Here is a 19,253-nt window from a genome sequence, read left to right on the forward strand (position 1 = left end):
GCGTGCGACAATGTCGCACGTTGTCCGCCGCGGCCCGCCGGGCTACGCTCGCGCGGTGCCGGGTCTTATCCAGTCCATCGAACGCTCGTCGGCCGTGTTGCGGCTGCTCGCGGCCGGTCCCGACCGGCTCCGGGTCAAGGAGATCGCCGACTCGCTCGGCCTCGCCAAGTCGACCGCGCACAGCATTCTGCGCACCCTCGAACACATCGGCTTCGTCGAGCAGGACCCCCGCACCACCCGCTACCGGCTCGGCCGCGGCCTGCTCGAGCTGGGCACCGGCGGCCTCGACGTCAACGAACTGCGCTCGCGGGCCCTCGACTGGGCGGACTCGCTCGCCTCCCGCAGCGGCGAGGCGGTCCGCATCGGCACGCTGCACGACGGCAGCGTGATGGTGATCCACCACGTGTTCCGGCCCGACGACTCCGCGCAGTCGATGGACACCGGCAGCCTGCTTCCCCCGCACGCGACCGCGCTGGGCAAGGTGCTGCTCGCCTACGACCCGGTGGCCGCGGACGCCGTCGCCCGGGGCGCGCTGGACGCGTACACGAGGCGGACCGTCGGCTCGCGGCAGGACCTCGCGCGGTCCCTCGCCGAGATCCGGTCCCGCGGCTGGGGACTTTCCGTCGAGGAGCGGGAGGCCGGCCGGGCCGGCATCGCGGCACCCGTCCGGACCACCGGCGGGCTGGTGGTCGGCGCCATCGGCATCTCCGGAGAGATCGAACGGCTCTGCGACACCCGGGGGCGGCCCCGGCCCGCGCTGGTCGAGCACGTGTGCGACGCCGCCCGCGCGATCTCCCGCGACCTGGCCGGCCCGCGCCCGTGAGCGAACGCTACGTCCTCGCCGTCGACCAGGGCACCACCTCCACGCGGTGCATCCTGTTCGACCGCCGCGCCACCGTGGTCTCCGTGGTCCGCAGCGAACACCCCCAGTCCTACCCGAGGCCCGGCTGGGTCGAACACGACGCGGCCAGGATCTGGCGCGACGTCCAGCGGCTGATCCCCCGCGCGCTGCGGGAGGCCGGCATCGGCCCGGAACAGGTCGCGGCGATCGGCATCGCCAACCAGCGCGAAACCACCGTCCTCTGGGACCGCGCCACCGGCACGCCCGTCGCGCCCGCCGTCGTCTGGCAGGACACCCGCACCGGCGACCTGGTCGAAAGCCTCGGCCGGCGGCCGGACGCCGCGATCGTGCCGGAGCTCAGCGGCCTGCCCCTGGCGACCTACTTCTCCGCGCCCCGCCTGCGCTGGCTGCTCGACAACGATCCGGATCTTCGGGTACGCGCGGAGCGCGGTGAGGTCCTGTTCGGCACCATGGACAGCTGGCTGCTGTGGAACCTGACCGGACGCCACCTCACCGACGTCACCAACGCCAGCCGGACCATGCTGATGAACCTGTCCACTCTGCAATGGGACGAGCAACTGCTCGGCTTCTTCGACATCCCCCGGGCCATGCTCCCCGAGATCCGCTCCTCCTCCGAGGTGTACGGCTACGCCGACGGTCTCCTGCCCGGGGTGCCCATCGCCGCCGCGATCGGCGACCAGCAGGCGGCCCTGTTCGGCCAGACCTGCTTCGCGCCCGGCGAGGCCAAATGCACGTACGGCACCGGCGGCTTCCTGCTGCTGCACACCGGCACCACCCCGGTCCGCTCGACGCACGGGCTGCTCACCACCGTCGCGTACCGGATCGGTTCCGAGCCGGCCGCGTACGCCCTCGAGGGCTCCATCGCCATCACCGGATCGCTGGTCCAATGGGTCCGCGACGGCCTCGGCCTCATCGGCACCGCCTCGGAGATCGAGACACTCGCCCGCACGGTCGACGACAACGGCGGCTGCTACATCGTGCCGGCCTTCTCCGGCCTCTTCGCCCCGTACTGGCGCAGCGAGGCCCGCGGCGTCATCGTCGGGCTGACCTCCTACATCACCAAGGGCCACCTGGCCCGGGCCGTCCTGGAGGCGACCGGCTGGCAGACCCGCGACGTCGTCGACGCGATGAACGCCGATTCCGGCCTGGCCCTGACCGCGCTCAACGTCGACGGCGGCATGACCTCCGACAACCTGCTGATGCAGATCGTGGCGGACGTGCTGCGGGTCCCGGTGGTCCGCCCGATGGTCGCCGAGACGGTGTCCCTCGGCGCCGCGTACGCGGCCGGCCTCGCCGTCGGCTACTGGTCCGACCTGCAGGACCTGCGCAACAACCGGCACCGCGCGGGCCAGTGGCTGCCGGCCATGGACCCCCAACAACGCGCCGCCGAATACGAGAACTGGCAACGCGCCATCGAATGCGCCGTCGTCTGGAGCCGCCCCCGGCCGACCGCCGAGCCGCACTGACCCGCCCGCGGTGCCGTCACTTCCCCGGCTCTCGGGCGCCCGGCACTCGGCGCCGCGGCCGGCCGGTGACCACCGTTTCAGCTGGCGCGCTCGCCGGCCGCGTCGCGCCAGCCCTGTTCGGCGGAGAGTGCGCGGGCCGTGCGGACCAGGTCGACCGCGTACCGGGAGGGGTCCTGGGCACGCCACAGGATCGACCAGGGGTAGCGGGGCACGGACGGGCCGAGCGGGCGCCAGGTCAGCTCGGGTCCGAACGAGACGGCGGCCGTCGAGGCGGGGGTGCAGAGCACGCAGCGGCCCTGCGTCACCAGGTCCGCTGCCGCGCGCAGCGTCTGCACGCTGCCGGAGAACAGCGTCGGGAAGAAGCCTGCGGACCGGCACACCTCGGCGACGAAGGCGTTGAACTCGGGTGCCTGCTCCTCGTCGGCGAGCAGCAGCGTCTCGTCGCGCAGCGCGGTGACCGGCACGTGGGCCAGCCGGGCGAACGGATGCTCGGCCGGCACCAGGACGCCGAGCGAGTCGAGCCGGAACATCTCGGCGGCGATGTCCGGCGCGGCGCCGGGCAGCCGTCCGACCCCGACGTCGAGCCGGCCGTCGGCGAGCAGGCGGCACTGCTCGGGCACGCCCGCCAGCACCTGGTGGATCTGAAGCTCCGGGTGGCGGGCCTGTATCGCGCGCAGCACGGGCCGGACGGCGTCGTAGCCCTCGTCCAGGACGCCGACCCGGAGGCGCGGCGCGGCCAGCGCCATGCCCTGTGCGAGCACCGCCGCCCGGTCGACGTGCGCGAGGATCTGCCGGGCCTCGATCAGGAAGCGGGCCCCCGCCGCGGTCAGCGCGACATGCCGGGTGGTGCGGTCGACGAGCAGCACGCCGACGGCCCGCTCGAGGCGCTGGACCTGGGCGCTCAGCGCGGACGGGACGATGTGCTCGCGGGCGGCGGCGTGGCCGAAGTGCAGCTCCTCGGCGAGGGTGACGAAGTAGCGAAGCTGGCGCAGCTCGATCCGGGCGCCGCCGCCGGCGTCGGGAATGGTCCGGATGGCGACCCCGGGAGGCCGGCCGTCGAACGTCGGCTGTCGGGGCAGGCTGCTCATGCCGAGACCTCCTCGATCACCAACCGTCGATACGTATCTCGCAGTGTTATCGCTAACATTCACGTCGTCAAGGCGTAACAGCGCCGTAACACGAAATCTACGCATCGTCTGTTAGCGGTCACATCGCCGCGAGTGATCGTCACCCGCGATCGGCGCGGGAGCCCGCCGCTTCGGCGTCGAGGGGCCGTGAAGATGAGCGGAACGATGCTCCGTTTCACTGGGTGAGACGGCCGTGGGAAAACTCCCACAAAGTCAACCAAGTTAGTAGACAAAGCAGGGATTCTCGCCGAGACTCGACCGATGGATCTCACCCTGGCGCTCGCCGGACTCGGCGTCGGCATCGTGGTCGGACTCACCGGCATGGGCGGCGGCGCCCTGATGACCCCCATCCTCGTGCTGGTCTTCGGGGTCCCCCCGATCGCGGCGGTCTCCAGCGACCTCGCGGCCAGCGCGGTGATGAAGCCGTTCGGCGGGTGGGTGCACGCCAGCCGCGGCACGGTGAACTGGCGCCTCGTCGCCTGGCTCTGCGCCGGCAGCATCCCGAGCGCGTTCCTCGGCGTGCTGCTGCTGCGCCTGCTCGGCGACGACGCGACCGTGCAGCACACGATCAAGATCGCCCTCGGCGTGGCCCTGCTGCTGGCCGCCGGCGGCATGCTGCTCAAGGCCTGGGTGACCCGCAGGCAGCGCGGCGACGGTCCGGCCGAGCCGATCGTGGTCCGCCCGATCCCGACCCTGCTCGTCGGCATCGGCGGCGGCCTGATCGTGGGCATGACCTCGGTGGGTTCGGGTTCCCTGATCATCGTGGCGCTGCTGGCGCTCTACCCCAAGCTGCGCGCCAACGACCTGGTCGGCACCGACCTGGTCCAGGCGATCCCGCTGGTCATCTCGGCGGCGCTGGGCCACGCCCTCTTCGGCGACCTCCAGCTCGACATCGCGGGCGCGGTCCTGATCGGCTCGATCCCGGGCGTGCTGCTCGGCGCCCGCATCTCCTCCCGCGCCCCGGGCGGCATCATCCGCGCGGCGCTGGTGATCGTGCTGCTGGCCAGCTCCCTGAAGCTCCTCGACGTGCCGACCCCGGCGGTCGGCGCCCTCTCGGGTGCGGCCGTCCTGGTGGCGGTGGGCCTGGCGGTCTTCCGCCGCGTCACCGCCGACAGGAACGCCCGGGACGCCGGCGGGAACGCCCCGGACGACGCCGGGACGGCCCTGCCAGAGCACGCCTCGCGGGATGACGACCGCGAGAAGAGCATGACCGCCGGCTGAGGGCCGGCCCCGGAACGCGGACCCGGGCCGGACGCCGGGACGTGAGGTCCCGCGCCGGCCCGTCCGGTGCCGGTCGGGGTCAGCGCGGGACGACCCGCTCGATGGACCACTCGCGCCAGCCGTCGAGCCGGTCCGAGGCCGTCCGGAGCTGGTCCGCGACCGGCCCCGGCCCGGTCGAGCCCGGCGTGGTCCGGGCCGCCAGCGCCGAGCGGACGCTGAGCACCTCCCGGACCGACGGGTCCAGGTGCTCGCTCACCGTCTTCAGGTCGTCGTTCGAGACGTCCTCCAGCTCGCACTCGCGGGCCGCGCAGAGCGCCACCAGCCGGCCGGTGATCTCGTGGGCGTCGCGGAACGGGACGTGCTTGCGGACCAGCCAGTCCGCCACCTCGGTGGCCAGGGAGAAGCCGATCGGCGCCGCCGCCACGAGCCGGTCGACGCGTACCGTCATCGTCGAGATCATGCCGGCCAGGGCCGGCAGCAGCAGCTGCAGCGTGTCGATCGCGTCGAAGGCCGGTTCCTTGTCCTCCTGCATGTCGCGGTCGTAGGTCAGCGGCAGGCCCTTCAGCATGGTCAGCACCGTGACCAGGCCGCCGATCAGCCGGCCGGCCTTGCCCCGGGCCAGCTCGGCGATGTCCGCGTTCTTCTTCTGCGGCATGATCGACGAGCCGGTGGCGAACGCGTCGTCCAGGATCACCCAGCTGAACTCCTGCGAGGTCCAGAGGACGATCTCCTCGCCGAGGCGGGACAGGTGCACGCCGATCAGGCTGGTGATGAAGAGGAACTCGGCGACGAAGTCGCGGTCCGAGACCGCGTCCATGGAGTTCTGCGCGGGGGCCTTGAAGCCGAGTTCCTTCGCGACGGCGCCCGGGTCCAGCGGCAGCGACGAGCCCGCGAGCGCGCCCGAGCCGAGCGGGGAGATCGCGGTGCGCTCGTCCCAGTCGCGCAGCCGGTCCAGGTCGCGCAGCAGCGGCTGCACGTGCGCCAGCAGCCAGTGGCCGAAGCTCACCGGCTGGGCGTGCTGCAGGTGGGTCATGCCCGGCGCGGGGGTGTCGACGTGCCGGCCCGCCTGCTCCATCAGGGCGTCCGCCAGTTCGACCACGGCGGCGGCCACGCCGCGGGCGTGATCGCGCAGGTACATGCGCAGGTCGGTGGCGACCTGGTCGTTGCGGGAGCGGCCGGCGCGCAGCTTGCCGCCGAGCGCGCCGAGGCGCTCGAGCAGGCCGCGCTCGAGGGCGGTGTGCACGTCCTCGTCCTCGACGGTCGGGCGGAACTCCCCCGCCGCGCACGCCGACTCGAGGTCGTCCAGCGCGGCCAGCATCTGGCCCAGTTCGTCGGCGTCCAGCAGGCCGGCGCCGGCCAGCACGCGGGCGTGTGCCCGGGACGCGGCCAGATCGTACGGCGCCAGGCGCCAGTCGAAGTGGACGCTCACGCTCAGGCGGGCCAGGGCTTCCGCCGGTCCGCCGGCGAATCGGCCGCCCCACAGCCTGGTCGGGCCTTCGGTCTCCGGCACGTGCTCGCTCCTCAGGATCAGTGTTACTCGGTCGAAATGACCTTACCGACGGGCGGTAATCTCGCCCGCATGAAGCTTGACCTGCACGACGATGTCGTCTCACTGACCCGCGCGCTCTGTGACATCCCCTCGGTGAGCGGGGACGAGGCCCCGATCGCGGATGCCGTCGAGGCCGCGCTGCGGGGGCTCGGCCACCTCGAGGTGCTGCGCGACGGCGACGCCGTCGTGGCCCGCACCCACCTGGGGCGGGCCCGGCGGGTCGTGCTCGCCGGTCACCTCGACACCGTGCCGATCAAGGACAACCTGCCGACCTGGACCACGGGTACCGGCGCGGACGAGATCCTGCACGGCCGCGGCACCGTCGACATGAAGGGCGGCGTCGCCGCCCAGTTGCGCATCGCCGCGACCGTCCCTGCGCCCCGCAACGACCTCACCTTCGTGTTCTACGACCACGAGGAGGTGGCGTCGGTGCTCAACGGCCTCGGCCGCCTGGTGCGCAACCACCCCGAGTGGCTGGCCGGCGACTTCGCCATCCTCGGCGAGCCGTCCAACGGCACGGTCGAGGGCGGCTGCCAGGGCACGATGCGGGTGCGCATCACGCTGGCCGGCAAGGCCGCGCACGCGGCCCGGTCGTGGCGCGGCGTCAACGCCATCCACGCCGCCGGTGACGTGCTCGCGATCCTCAACGCCTACGAGCCGCGGACCGTGGAGGTCGACGGGCTCGAATACCGCGAGGGCCTCAGCGCCGTGAACATCTCCGGCGGCATCGCCGGCAACGTGATCCCGGACGAGTGCGTGATCGACATCAACCACCGCTTCGCGCCCGACCGCTCCATCGACGCCGCCCTGGCGCACCTGCGGGAGGTGTTCGCCGGCTACGAGCTCGAGGTGCGTGACCAGGCGTCCGGCGCGCGCCCCGGGCTGGACCAGCCGGCGGCGGCCGAGTTCCTGGCGGCGGTGGGCCGCCCGCCCGCGCCGAAGTTCGGCTGGACGGACGTGGCCCGCTTCGCGAGCCTGGGCATCCCGGCCGTCAACTACGGGCCGGGAGACCCGCTGCTCGCGCACACCGACGAGGAGCACCTGCCGACCGCGGACATCCGCGAGTGCGAACGGGTGCTCGCCGCCTGGCTGCGCTGACACGGCTCAGGGCTTCCGCTGTTCGCCCAGGCCGGCGTTCTCGGCGATGGCGCCCGGGATCGCGTACATGTGCGCGAAGGCCCGGGCCTGCTCGCCGGTCCACAGCGACGAGCCGTAGCCGTAGACCACGCCCTGGCGGGTGGCGGCGTCGAGCAGGCTGTAGGGGCTGCGGCTGCCGAGCGGGATGACGTTGCCCTTCTGCAGCCGTACCCGGACCTCGCCGGTGACCCGGGCCTGGCTGGAGTCCAGGAACGCCCGGAGGTCGTCCTGGATCGGGTCGTAGTAGACGGCCTCGTGCATCAGGTCGCCGTACGTGGTGCCCAGGGTGGCCTTGGTCGCCTGCTGGCGGTTGCTGAGGACCAGGCGCTCCAGCTCGCGGTGCGCGGCGATCAGGGTGAGCATGCCGGGCGCCTCGAAGCCGACGCGGGCCAGGTTGCCGACCATGGTGGAGCCCATGTGGATGCCGCGGCCGACGGCGTGCTCGGCGGCGAGCACATTGAGCGAGCGCAGGATCGCGTAGTGGGGCGCGTCCGGGCCGGTGCCCTCGATCGGGGTGCCGTCGAGGCGGGTCGCCGTGGTCACCTCGCCGCGGACGAAGCCGAGGATCAGGTCGATGCCGTCCTCCGGCGCGTCCTTGATCGCCTTCGTGCTCTCCCAGGCCTCCTCGGGCAGGTAGTCCCAGGAGTTGTAGGTCTCCTTGCCGCCGATCGACGTGCCGATCAGGCCCTCGTTGATCGAGTACGTGGTGACCTTGTCGCTGGTCTCGAAGCCGTGCTTGCGCAGGAAGTCCCGCTCGAACTCGCGGGTCAGCCGCTCGTCGCGGATCGGAGTGATGATCTCCAGCTGCGGCGCCAGCGCGCGGATCACCGAGTCGTAGCGCACGTGGTCGGCGCCGGCGCCGGTGGAGCCGTGCGCGATCGCGTCCGCGCCGTTCTCCAGCGCACACTCGACGACCTTCTCCGCCTGCACCAGGCGTTCCGCGCCGACGCAGGACGGGTAGCCGCCGTTGCGCAGGTAGTTCGCCTTGATCGCGTACGTGACGACGCGCGAGTACAGCTCCTCGCGGGCGTCGATGACGAAGTGCCTGCTCGCGCCGAGCTCCACCGCGCGGGCCCGGACGGCGTCGCCCTCGCCGCTGTGCAGGCCGCCGGTGTCGATGTTGGCGGTGAGCACCTCCCAGCCCTGCTCGCGCAGCGACACCAGGGCGTACGACGTGTCGAGGCCGCCGGAGAAGGCGAGGACGATCTTGCGCTTGGACATCAGTTCTTCCTTCAGGACGCGGGGATCTCGAGGATGGGCACGTACGTCTTCCCGTCCTGCACGAGGTGGCCGGGCGCGAGCACGTAGAACGTGGACTCCCGGGCCTCGATGGTCTTCTGCATGGCGCGCTGCCGCTCGTAGTCGAACGGGTCGAGCAGGAACGTCGGGTCCGGTTCGGGCGCGGTCACCGGCACGGTGAAGTCGTTCTCGTAGACGAACGAGCCCGGCGAGGTGTGGAACGGCACGGTGGCGACCATGATGCGCAGCCGGCCGAAGCGGGTGTGCACCCGCAGCGCGCTGTTGTCGTACTGGGTGACGCCGTCGAGCTTCCGCGCCTGGTACGCGGAGAGGGCGAGCGCCTTGAGCGCGCGGCCCAGGCCGACGTTCGTCATCACCGACCACAGCGACCAGCCGACCCAGGTGCCCGGCGCCGCGCTCGGCGCCGCGCAGTAGCCGCCGATCGGGATCGGGCCGCTGTAGTCGCTCTGCTTCGCCCGCTCGAAGACGGCGCGCAGGTGGCGCTTCGCGTCCTCGTCGAAGGCGCTGGTCTCGAGGATCTCGGTGAACGACGACTGCGGCAGGGCGGCGATGACCGCGGCCGAGGGCATCAGGATCAGGTCGACCATCACCCACTGCGGCATCGGGATGCCCCGGTCGCCGAACGCGATGCCGTTGATCACGTTGAACAGGTTGAGGAACTCGCCGGTGTCCCAGCCCTTGTCCTCGGTCGTGTCGGTGAAGTCCAGCCAGGTGAGCTTGTGGCCGTACGGCGCCTCGTTGAGGAACGGGCGCAGCGACTCGTTGGACGCCAGGTAGAACTCGAGGCCGTGGCCGAGCAGATTCTGCATGTTGTCGGCGAAGCCGGGAAAGTGGGCCTCGACGGCGGGCCGGGGTGTCAAGGTCACGGTTGGCTACCTTCCTGCGGTTCGGCACGACTCCAGGCCGTGAGTTTCTCGGCGAGCGCGGCGCCCGGACCGTCGCCCGAGTCACGCGCCACCACCAGGATGGTGTCGTCGCCGGCGATCGTGCCGACGACGTCCGGCAGGCCCGAGCGGTCGAGCGCGCTGGCCAGGAACTGCGCGGCGCCGGGCGGCACCCGCAGCACCACCAGGTTGCCGCTGACGTCGACCGAGTTGAGCAGCTCGCGCAGCAGCCGGACGAGCCGGGCCGGCGCCTGCTCCACCGGGCGCAGCGCGGGCAGCCCGTCCTCGGGAATGACGTAGATGCCGCCGGCCTTGACGGCACGCAGTTCCTCGAGGTCGCGCGACAGCGTCGCCTGGGTGACCTGCACGCCGTCGAGGCCGAGCAGCTCGGCGAGCTCGGTCTGCGAGCGCACCGCCTTGTCCCGGATCAGCTCGACGATGCGCGCGTGCCGCGCGGCACGGGTGCCGGGCCCGGTCACGGCCGTCCCGCCTCTGTCATGCCCTCCTGGCCCTCGCTGCGCCCGGTGCGGTCGGTCATGACGTCGCCAGCAGCCAGGTGAGCAGCGCCTTCTGGGCGTGCAGGCGGTTCTCGGCCTGATCGAGGATCGCGCTCTGCGCGCCGTCCATCACCTCGTCGGTGATCTCGTCACCGCGGTGCGCGGGCAGGCAGTGCAGCACGATCGCGTCGGCCGCGGCGGCGGTCAGCAGGTCCTTGTTGATCTGGTACGGCCGGAACGGCGTACGCCTGTCGACGCCGTCGTCCTCCATGCCCATCGAGGTCCACGAGTCGGTGGCGAGCACGTGCGCGCCGGAGGCGGCCAGGCGCGGGTCGCGCAGGACGCTGACGGAGCCGCCGGTGGTCCGGGCGATCTGTTCGGCCCGCGCCACCACCGCCGGGTCCGGGTCGAACCCCTCGGGGCAGGCGACCCGGACCCGCATGCCGGCGGTCGCGCCGGCCAGCAGGTACGAGTGGGCCATGTTGTTCGCGCCGTCGCCGACGTAGGCGAGGGTGCGCCCGGCGGTGCCGCCGAGCCGCTCGCGGATCGTCTGCAGGTCGGCCAGCAGCTGGCACGGGTGGAACCCGTCGGTCAGCGCGTTGACGACCGGCACCTGCACGTCCGAGGCGAGCTCGGCCAGCCGCTCGTCGCCGGAGGTGCGGAAGACGATGGCGGACGCGTACCGGGAGACGACCCGGCCCGCGTCGAGCAGCGACTCGCCGCGGCCGAAGTGGGTGGCCTGGGTGTCCACGACGATGGCGTTGCCGCCGAGCTCGGCGATGCCGGCCTCGAACGAGAGCCGGGTGCGCAGGCTGACCTTGTCGAAGAAGACCGCCACCGACCGCGGCCCGGCGAGCGGCCGGTGTGCGAACCGGTCGGCCTTCATCGCCGCCGCGAGGTCGAGCACGTCGGCCTGCTCGGCCGGCGACAGGTCGTCGTCACGCAGGAAGTGCCGGGTCATGGAAGTGCCTCCCCCAGGGCCGCCACGAACGACTCGGCCTGCGCCGTGGTCAGGATCAGCGGCGGAGCGAGCCGGATGACGTCCGGCTGGATCGGGTTGACGAGGAACCCCGCGTCGCGCAGCTTCGCGGCGAGCTCCGCCGAGATCGGCTCGTTGAACATGATGCCGAGCAGCAGGCCCGCGCCGCGCACGCCGGCGATCGCGGGGTGGCCGAGCCCCTCGACGCCGCGGCGGATCAGCTCGCCGACCCGCTTGACGTGGTCGAGCAGGCCCTCGCCCGCGATGGTCCGGATGACGGCCAGGCCGGCGGCGCAGCTCACCGGGTTGCCGCCGAAGGTGGTGCCGTGCGATCCCGGCCCGAACAGCTCGCCGGCCTCGCCGAACGCGATGCACGCGCCGATCGGCAGCCCGCCGCCGAGGCCCTTGGCCAGGGTCACGACGTCGGGTTCGACGCCCTCGCTCTGGTGGTGGAACCAGTGCCCGGTGCGGCCGATGCCGGTCTGCACCTCGTCGAGCACGAGCAGCGCGCCGGCGGCCGTGCAGATCTCCCGCGCCGCGGTGAGGTACCCGGGCGGCGGCACGACCACGCCCATCTCGCCCTGGATCGGCTCGAGGATGACCATGGCGGTCTCGCCGGTGACGGCCGCCCGCAGCGCCTCGCTGTCGCCGTACGGGACATGGGTGACCTCGCCGGGCAGCGGCAGGAAGGGTTCCCGCTTGCCCGGCTGGCCGGTCAGGGCCAGGGCGCCCATCGTGCGGCCGTGGAAGCCGCCCTCGGCCGCCACCACGTGGGTCCGGCCGGTGAGCCGGGACAGCTTGAACGCGGCCTCGTTCGCCTCGGCGCCCGAGTTGCCGAAGATGACCCGGCCGGGGCGCCCGGCGAGCACGAGCAGCAGCTCGGCCAGGGCCAGCGGCGGCTCGGCGATGTAGAGGTTGGAGACGTGGCCGAGCGTGGCGACCTGCTGGGAGACGGCGGCGACGATGGCCGGGTGGGAGTGGCCGAGCGCGTTGACGGCGATGCCGCCGAGCATGTCGACGTACTCCTTGCCGTCCTCGCCGACGACGACGCAGCCGGAACCGGCGATCAGGCCGAGCGACGGCGTGCCGTAGTTGTTCATCATGCTCTGCGACCAGCGGTCGGTGAACGAGTTCATGAAGGGACCACCATGGTGCCGAATCCTTCCGAGGTGAAAACTTCGAGCAGCGTCGAGTGCGGTACCCGGCCGTCGACCACGTGGGCGGCGGGCACGCCGCCCTGCACGGCCCGCAGGCACGCCTCCATCTTCGGCACCATTCCGGACTGGAGGCTGGGCAGCAGCTTCTCCAGGGCGTCGGCGTCGATCTGGGAGGTGAGGGTCGAGGTGTCGGGCCAGTTCGTGTAGAGGCCGGGTACGTCGGTGAGCACGACCAGCTTGCGGGCGCCGAGCGCGACGGCCAGGGCGGCCGCGGCGGTGTCGGCGTTGACGTTGTGCACCACGCCGGCCGGGTCCGGCGCGACGGAGGCGACGACCGGGATGCGCCCGGCGGCGATCAGGTCGTCGACGGCCGAGGTGTCGACGTGCGCGACGTCGCCGACCTGGCCGATGTCGACCGGTTCGCCGTCGACGACGGCGTGCCGCCGGACGGCGGTGAAGAGCCGGGCGTCCTCGCCGGACAGGCCGACGGCGAACGGGCCGTGCTCGTTGATCAGCCCGACGAGTTCCCTGCCGACCTGGCCGACGAGGACCATCCGCACGACGTCCATGGCCTCGGGGGTGGTGACCCGCAGGCCGCCGCGGAACTCGCTTTCGATGCCGAGCTTGCCCAGCATCGACGAGATCTGCGGTCCGCCGCCGTGCACCACCACCGGCCTGATCCCGGCGTATCGCAGGAAGACCATGTCGGCGGCGAAGGCCCGCTGCAGCTCCGGATCGATCATCGCGTTGCCGCCGTACTTGATGACGACGGTGCTGCCGTGGAACCGCTCGAGCCACGGCAGCGCCTCGATCAGCGTCGCGGCCTTCTCGTTCGGGGTCACGACGAGTACGCCGAGTTCTCGTGCACGTAGGCGTGCGACAGGTCGGTCGTCCAGATGGTCGCGGACATCTCGCCCTCGTGCAGGTGCACGGTGATGGTGACGTCCCGGCCGGCCAGGTCCACCTTGGACCGGTCCTCGGCCGCCGAACCGCCCCGGCACACCCACACGCCGTTGACGGCGACGTCGACGCGGTCCGGCGCGAACGCCGCCTGCGTGGTGCCGACCGCGGCGAGGATGCGGCCCCAGTTCGGGTCGTTGCCGAACAGCGCCGTCTTGACCAGGTTGTTGCGGGCGATGGTGCGGCCGACCTCGACCGCGTCGCGCTCGCTCGCGGCGCCGAGCACCTCGATGGCGATGTGCTTGGTCGCGCCCTCGGCGTCGGCGATGAGCTGCTGGGCCAGGTCGTGGCAGACACCGGTGACCGCCGCGGTCAGCTCCTCCTGGGTGGGCTGCACGTCGGAGGCGCCGCTGGCCAGCAGCAGCACGGTGTCGTTGGTGGACATGCAGCCGTCGGCGTCGATCCGGTCGAAGGTGAGCCGGGTGGCCTCGCGCAGCGCCGCGTCCAGCGTCTCGGAGCCGGCCACCGCGTCGGTGGTGAGCACGACGAGCATCGTGGCCAGGGCGGGCGCGAGCATGCCCGCGCCCTTGGCCATCCCGCCGATCGACCAGCCCTCGCCCGAGAAGACGGCGTTCTTGGCCACCGTGTCGGTCGTCATGATGGCGTTCGCGGCGGCGGTGCCGCCGTCGGTCTTCAGCGCCTTGACGGCGGCGGTCACCCCGGGCAGCAGCTTGTCCATCGGCAGCAGCTCACCGATCAGGCCGGTGGAGCAGACCGCGATGTCGCCGGGGCCGACGAGCAGCGGCTTGGCGCCGCCGCGCAGCACGGCGGCGGCGTGCTCGGCGGTCGCGTGGGTGTCCCGGAAGCCCTGCGTGCCGGTGCAGGCGTTGGCGCCGCCCGAGTTGAGCACGACGGCGCGCACCACGCCGCCCTTGAGCACCTGCTGGCTCCACATGACGGGCGCGGCCTTGACCCGGTTGGCGGTGAAGACGCCGGCGACGGTGGCGTCCGGCCCGTCGTTGACGACGACGGCGACGTCGAGGCCGCCGCCGCTCTTGAGCCCGGCGGCGACGCCGCTCGCCCGGAATCCCTTGGGGGTGGTGACGGTCACGGCGCGACTCCGAACGTCGAGAGGCCCGTCGTCTCCGGCAGGCCGAGCATGAGGTTGGCGCATTGCACGGCCTGGCCGGCGGCGCCCTTGCCGAGGTTGTCCAGCGCGCTGACCACGACGATCCGGCCGGAGTCGACGTCGAGCGTGGCCTGCAGGTGGCAGGAGTTGGAGCCGGCGGTGGCGGCGGTGTGCGGCCAGACGCCGGGCGCGAGGACGTGCACGAACGGCTCGTCCGCGTAGGCCGCGGCCAGGATCTCGCGCGGGTCGGCGTCGCCGAGCGGCCTCGCGGTCACCGTCGCGAGGATGCCGCGGGGCATGGGCGCGAGCACCGGGGTCATCGACAGCGAGGTCGCGCCGCTCGCCTGCTTGATCTCGGGAACGTGCTGGTGCGCGCCGACCTTGTAGGGCGACAGGTCGCCCATGACCTCGCTGGCGAGCAGGTTCACCTTCGCCGAGCGGCCGGCTCCGGACGTGCCGGAGGCGGCGACGACCACGACGTCGGCCGGGTCGGCGACGCCGGCGGCGATCAGCGGCGCCAGCGCGAGGGTGATCGTGGCCGCGTAGCAGCCGGTGCTCGCGACCCGGTCGCTCGCGGCGATCGCGGCCCGGTGCCCCGGCAGCTCCGGCAGGCCGTAGGTCCAGGTGCCGGCGTGGGTGCCGCCGTAGTAGCGGTCCCAGGCGCCGGCGTCGCGCAGCCGGAAGTCGGCGCCCAGGTCGACGACCTTCACCCCGGCGGGCAGCCGGGCGGCCAGGGCCGCCGACTGCCCGTGCGGCAGGGCTATGAAGACCAGATCGGCGTCGCTCAGGCCGGCGGCGTCGGTCCCGCCGAGGACCAGGTCCAGGCCCGCGAGCTGCGGGTGTACGGCGGACACGGGCGCACCCGCGCTGCTGTGTGCGGTGGCGGCGACGAGGTCGAACTCGGGGTGCCCGGCGATCAGGCGCAGCAGCTCGCCCCCGGCGTACCCGCTCGCCCCGGCGACAGCAATCCTGATTCCCATACTTACCTCCGCATGACTATGCAGAGGACCGTATCAACGCGCATAGCCATGCGGCAAGTTCTTATATTATGCATTCACCCGGCCGGGTCACTCGGGTTCGGTGGCCTTCAAGCCGTACTGCTGCTGGAAGGCCTTGAGCGCCTCGTCCCAGGCCCGGGTGTACTCGGACGGACCGAGACCGGCCTCACCCTGCCCGTTCACCGCGTCCCGCAGCAGCTGCAGCAGGTCGAGCACCGCCTTCTGCCGGCCGCCGACGAAGGCGCCGAAGACCTCGGCGAAGTCCTCGCCGCTGAGCCTCGCGGCGTGCGCGGCGCGCGGATCCTTCTCGAGAGTGTCGAAGATCGCCGACCACCTGCGGGTGAGCTCGTCGGCCTGCTGCGCCTTCTGCAGGCCCAGGGCGTGATCGCACTCGGCCCTGATCCGCGCCGCCCAGTACGGGCGGATCTGCTCCTGGACGAGATCGTCCGGCTCCGCGCGCACGGTGAACATGAACCAGAAGTCCCGGCCCTCGTCCGTGAGCCTGCGCCACTCGCCGTCCGTCCGCTTGTTGACCTCGGTCTCGAAGTCGCGGGCCCGGTGCGGCTGGTGCGCGCACGCGATGGGCCGCAGCACGTGCAGGACGGTACGGCGGGCCCGCGGCAGCAGCCGCGCCGTGCAGTCCTCGAGCTCCTCCATGCTGTCGGCGTACGCCCGCCATTCGTACGTGGGGAACACCTTGAAGGAGAACGCGTCGCCGTCCGCGAGGACCCGGAGCGGCTCGGCCGGCTCCTGCCGGCAGGTGAGCTCGCGCTCCGCGCCGTACGGCCCCAGCCGGATCGCCTCGTGCGGCGGGGCGAACAGGTTCTGGAACCATCCCCGCCGACCGTGCGTGCGGGCCTCGGACGGGGCGTCGAACCCCGCGGCATGCGTGTGCGCTGACATGATCAGTCCTCTCCGATGAGCAGGGACGCGGCGGCGAGCAACCGGCTCGACGGCCGCCGTTCGAACCAGACGTGGTCGCGCTGATGGCGCAGGCGGGACCGGAGACGGGCGTCGGCGGCGAGCGCCCGGATCAGGTCGAGCATCCGGTCCGCGATCTCCGGCCGGCCGTCGCCGAGGACCAGCCAGGCCGTGAACGCCTGCCAGGCCGAGGCCGCCGTCGAGGGCAGGCACAACGCGGCGTGCCAAAGGTCGGCGAGCTGCCGTTCGCCGACGTCGCCGCGGTGCCTGCGCAGCAGCAGCTCCGGCCAGCGCGCCTCGCCGAGCAGCGTCTCGCGGCGGGCCAGCCGGACGAACGCGCGGGCCGCGTGCACCTGCAGCCGCTTCTCCTCGTCGTTCGCCCGAACCCACTCCAGCAGCTCGTCCAGCACCGACGCGGCGCGCTCGCGGGCGTACGCCTGTTCCACCCCGAACGCCACGAGGAAGCTGCGCCGCTGCCAGCGGTCCTTGCCGATGCGGCGCAGATGCCCCAGCCCCTCGTACGGCAACGCCGCGCCCAGGCCGTACGCGTAGGCCCAGGCGACCGTGTCGCGGGTGTAGACGCTGCCCTTGGACCGGTCCATCCAGAGGTCGATCTGCCGCCGCAGGTTCGGGTGCAGGGCGGGGTTGTGCGCGCACGACAGCAGGCTCAGGCCGGCCGCCTGCCGCGGACGCATCCCCCGGCTGCGGGCCCAGGGCGAGATGAGGCCGTCCATGACCGCGTCGTAGTCGCTGAAGCTCAGCAGCCCGGCCATCATCGCGGCCCGCTCACGGACCACCGGCAACGGCTCGACCGCGAGCTCGCCCAGCCACCGCATCAGCCGCGGGCCCAGCCCGCGTTCGTTCCAGCCGACGTCGAGCATCGCCGGCACGAGTTCGGGGTTGGCCATCCGCGCGATCCGGGGCCTGCCGACGGGCGGGGCGTCGAGCCCGGGCACCTGCATCCCGTACGAGAGCAGGCAGTCGAGCTCGAACTCGACCGGATCCGGCGCCGCGACGACGTCCGTGTTCTCCGCCCGCTGGATCCGGATCAGGCGGTCGGCCGCGCCGTAGACGGCCGCCATCGGCGCGCCCTCGAGCGCGCCGAAGGCGAGACGGAAGGCCCGCCGGTAGTCGGCGGTGCCGCTCCACAGCTCCCGGTCGGTGCGGCTCTCCTCGTCGGACGCCCGCAGCACGAGCCGCGCCTGTGCGTGCAGCCGCTGGTTGAGGATGTCCGCCACCAGCCGGTCGAGATCCGTGCCGGGCGCGGCCCCGCCGATCACCGCGGCGATCTTGGCGGCGTCCTCGAGGGAGAGCGTCTCGTTGAGGTGTGAGCGCAGCGCATGCTGGGAGATGCAGCCGTCGAGGTACGCCGGCACGCAGTCGAGCCGGCACACCGGGCAGCGGGCGACACACTTGCCGCGCTTGTTCAGCAGGTAGGTCAGCTGACTGCGGAACGCCGCGACGGCGGTCGGCCGGCGGTGGCTGAACAGGTAGGAACCCAGGTCGTGCCCGCGCTCGGCCAGCGGGCCGATGACGACGACCGTCGCCTTCTTGGCCCGGGCGTGCCGGTCGATCGACAGCAGGTCCATGAAGCCGATCGAGTGCGCGTCGGTGGCGTCGACGACGTGGCCGTGCCCCTCGAAGTAGCTGTCGTCCTCGACGGCCTCGACGATCCGCTCGCCGGGCGCGACGTGGATCATCACCACCCGGTCGGGAGAGTGCCGGGTCGCGAGCGCGACCTGCGCGGCGGCGTACCGGCCCCATCCCGGGCGCGCGCTGAGATAGACGACGCTGCGGAGCGTGAGCACGCTCGCCAGCTCGGCGTCCGAGGGCCCGGTGGCGTACGCGGCGACCAGGCGGTCGAGGTGTTCCCGCGGCACCGCCCCGGACCAGCTCTTGCCCTTCTGCCCGACGTTGAAGGTGGTGTAGAGGATGGACTCCGCGGCGGTGGCGCCGTCGCCGACCGCGGTCTGCCCCTCGTTGCGGATGTTGCCGGTCGTGGTGGCGCCGAGGCGGCCGAGCATGTCGAACAGCTGGCGGTTGATGTCCGCCTGCCCGATGGTCTGCGTCTCGTCCACCACGAAGTCGTCGGGCACGTCGTCGCCCGCCCGCCCCGCGGCAGGCTTCGGGTCATCGGCTGCGGACTCCGGCGCGGTCTCCGGCTCGGCTTCCGGCGCGGCGCTGCTGTCCTGCGGGCTCGCGGCCTCGACGGGAGGCTGTTCCTGCGGCTCGTCGCTCATCGCGGGAACCGGATCCGGTGGCCCTTGCCGCCGACGGCGGTCGCGCCGTGACCGATGGCCACCTGGCCGTTGCGGTTGTCCACGTCGCCGACCCGGATCCCGCCGGTCGGCGCCTCCTCGGGCCCGGCCGGGGCCTCGTCCGGGCCGGGCTCCTCGGCGACCGGCGCCAGATCGATCCCGGTGGCGTCCTCGCCGACGATCTCCAGCCAGGCCCACTCGTCGAAACCCTTGTCGGCAAGCACGACCCGCAGGCGCCGGAACCGCTCGGGCCGGATGCCCTCGTAGCCGCCCGTCACGACGTCGCGGTGGATGCCCTCGGAGACGATGCACGCCACCGCCGCGGCGGGGAACGCCCTCAGCGCCCGCTTCAGCGCGGGGGCGTCGACGAGCCGCGCGGCCGTGTTCACCGCCTCGCCGGCGAAGCCGTTGCGGCTGTCCTGGAAGATCAGTCCCTGATGGACCGAGACCCGGATCCGGATCCTCGCCTCACGCCCGGCGTTGTAGGCCCGCAGCTGACCGTCCAGCTTCACCAGAAACGCGCTCAGCAGCGCGGGCTCGTCGACGTCCGCCGGCAGCACGGCCAGCTCGCCGTCCCCGCTCGACTGGCGCCGCCACGCGCCCCGATCGAGCCCGGCGGCCGTGCCGGCCGCGTCCAGCGCGTCGAGGAACGCGCCCTGCGCCCGGTTCTGCAGCACCGAACTCAGCGCGCTGTAACGCTCCATGTCGGCGACCATGACCAACCGCCGATAGGGACGCGAGCTGTCTCCCACGTCGACCTCCAGGAAGGACCCATCCGGCTCGACACTTCGCCGGCTGATTACTTCCTAGGCCGCGGCGCCCGCCGGCACCCCGTAGAAATACGGGTTTGCGAGCCGGTCACAAGCCGTCGTTCTATCGGATCGCCGCGGCCGGGATGCGGTCTGCTG

17 protein-coding genes are annotated in these 19,253 nt (G+C 72.7%); 4 read left to right on the forward strand and 13 right to left on the reverse strand.

Annotated features, from left to right (window positions below):
• The first annotated feature begins 55 nt into the window (after positions 1 to 55).
• Entirely contained in the window at positions 56 to 823 is a 768-nt protein-coding gene (locus tag AB0F10_RS08990; RefSeq protein WP_360621654.1) for an IclR family transcriptional regulator, read from the forward strand.
• Positions 820 to 2,328: a glycerol kinase GlpK gene (gene glpK / locus AB0F10_RS08995; protein ID WP_360621656.1), complete on the forward strand. Its 1,509-nt coding sequence runs from the start codon at positions 820 to 822 to the stop codon at positions 2,326 to 2,328. The genes AB0F10_RS08990 and glpK overlap by 4 nt, the downstream gene beginning before the upstream one ends.
• A 77-nt stretch (positions 2,329 to 2,405) precedes the next feature.
• Here the strand turns inward: glpK and AB0F10_RS09000 are convergent, their stop codons facing one another.
• Positions 2,406 to 3,416, reverse strand: coding sequence for a LysR substrate-binding domain-containing protein (locus AB0F10_RS09000; protein WP_360621658.1), 1,011 nt, complete (start codon positions 3,414 to 3,416; stop codon positions 2,406 to 2,408).
• Between the two features lie 300 nt (positions 3,417 to 3,716).
• Between AB0F10_RS09000 and AB0F10_RS09005 the strand changes: the two genes are divergently transcribed.
• Positions 3,717 to 4,676, forward strand: a complete 960-nt coding sequence (locus AB0F10_RS09005) for a sulfite exporter TauE/SafE family protein (protein WP_360621660.1) — start codon at positions 3,717 to 3,719, stop codon at positions 4,674 to 4,676.
• 79 nt (positions 4,677 to 4,755) lie between these two features.
• Here AB0F10_RS09005 and argH read toward each other — a convergent pair whose 3' ends face one another.
• The gene (gene argH, locus AB0F10_RS09010; protein WP_360621662.1) at positions 4,756 to 6,186 is read right to left on the reverse strand and encodes an argininosuccinate lyase; all 1,431 of its coding nucleotides are present in this window, start codon (positions 6,184 to 6,186) and stop codon (positions 4,756 to 4,758) included.
• A gap of 69 nt (positions 6,187 to 6,255) precedes the next feature.
• Here argH and dapE point away from each other — a divergent pair, with 69 nt between their 5' ends.
• On the forward strand, positions 6,256 to 7,323 hold the full coding sequence (gene dapE, locus AB0F10_RS09015) for a succinyl-diaminopimelate desuccinylase (RefSeq protein ID WP_360621664.1): 1,068 nt from the start codon (positions 6,256 to 6,258) through the stop codon (positions 7,321 to 7,323).
• Between the two features lie 6 nt (positions 7,324 to 7,329).
• Here dapE and argG read toward each other — a convergent pair whose 3' ends face one another.
• The 11 genes from argG to AB0F10_RS09070 form a co-directional block, all read right to left on the reverse strand.
• The gene (gene argG, locus AB0F10_RS09020; protein ID WP_360621666.1) at positions 7,330 to 8,583 is read right to left on the reverse strand and encodes an argininosuccinate synthase; all 1,254 of its coding nucleotides are present in this window, start codon (positions 8,581 to 8,583) and stop codon (positions 7,330 to 7,332) included.
• 11 nt (positions 8,584 to 8,594) lie between these two features.
• Positions 8,595 to 9,488, reverse strand: a complete 894-nt coding sequence (locus tag AB0F10_RS09025; protein ID WP_360621667.1) for a hypothetical protein — start codon at positions 9,486 to 9,488, stop codon at positions 8,595 to 8,597.
• Complete coding sequence (locus AB0F10_RS09030; RefSeq protein WP_360621668.1) at positions 9,485 to 9,985, reverse strand: arginine repressor; 501 nt, start codon at positions 9,983 to 9,985, stop codon at positions 9,485 to 9,487. The genes AB0F10_RS09025 and AB0F10_RS09030 overlap by 4 nt, the downstream gene beginning before the upstream one ends.
• Positions 9,986 to 10,040: 55 nt before the next feature.
• Positions 10,041 to 10,964: an ornithine carbamoyltransferase gene (argF, locus tag AB0F10_RS09035; RefSeq protein WP_360621670.1), complete on the reverse strand. Its 924-nt coding sequence runs from the start codon at positions 10,962 to 10,964 to the stop codon at positions 10,041 to 10,043.
• Positions 10,961 to 12,118, reverse strand: a complete 1,158-nt coding sequence (locus tag AB0F10_RS09040; protein WP_360621672.1) for an acetylornithine transaminase — start codon at positions 12,116 to 12,118, stop codon at positions 10,961 to 10,963. The genes argF and AB0F10_RS09040 overlap by 4 nt, the downstream gene beginning before the upstream one ends.
• A complete protein-coding gene (gene argB / locus AB0F10_RS09045; protein WP_360621674.1) occupies positions 12,115 to 12,981 on the reverse strand; it encodes an acetylglutamate kinase in 867 nt (288 codons plus the stop codon). Before argB ends, AB0F10_RS09040 begins: the two co-directional genes overlap by 4 nt.
• Positions 12,978 to 14,150, reverse strand: a complete 1,173-nt coding sequence (gene argJ / locus AB0F10_RS09050) for a bifunctional glutamate N-acetyltransferase/amino-acid acetyltransferase ArgJ (RefSeq protein ID WP_360621676.1) — start codon at positions 14,148 to 14,150, stop codon at positions 12,978 to 12,980. The genes argB and argJ overlap by 4 nt, the downstream gene beginning before the upstream one ends.
• Positions 14,147 to 15,148, reverse strand: a complete 1,002-nt coding sequence (gene argC / locus AB0F10_RS09055) for an N-acetyl-gamma-glutamyl-phosphate reductase (protein ID WP_360621678.1) — start codon at positions 15,146 to 15,148, stop codon at positions 14,147 to 14,149. The genes argJ and argC overlap by 4 nt, the downstream gene beginning before the upstream one ends.
• Before the next feature lie 87 nt (positions 15,149 to 15,235).
• Positions 15,236 to 16,069 carry a hypothetical protein gene (locus AB0F10_RS09060; protein ID WP_360621680.1) on the reverse strand — a complete coding sequence of 278 codons (834 nt, stop codon included), beginning with the start codon at positions 16,067 to 16,069 and terminating at the stop codon, positions 15,236 to 15,238.
• 2 nt (positions 16,070 to 16,071) lie between these two features.
• Positions 16,072 to 18,327, reverse strand: a complete 2,256-nt coding sequence (locus tag AB0F10_RS09065) for a hypothetical protein (RefSeq protein WP_360621682.1) — start codon at positions 18,325 to 18,327, stop codon at positions 16,072 to 16,074.
• Positions 18,324 to 19,049 carry a hypothetical protein gene (locus tag AB0F10_RS09070; protein ID WP_360621684.1) on the reverse strand — a complete coding sequence of 242 codons (726 nt, stop codon included), beginning with the start codon at positions 19,047 to 19,049 and terminating at the stop codon, positions 18,324 to 18,326. Before AB0F10_RS09070 ends, AB0F10_RS09065 begins: the two co-directional genes overlap by 4 nt.
• Between the last annotated feature and the right edge of the window lie 204 nt (positions 19,050 to 19,253).

It is taken from the genome of Actinoplanes sp. NPDC026623, assembly GCF_040638275.1.
In the GTDB taxonomy this organism is placed as follows: Bacteria; Actinomycetota; Actinomycetes; order Mycobacteriales; family Micromonosporaceae; genus Actinoplanes.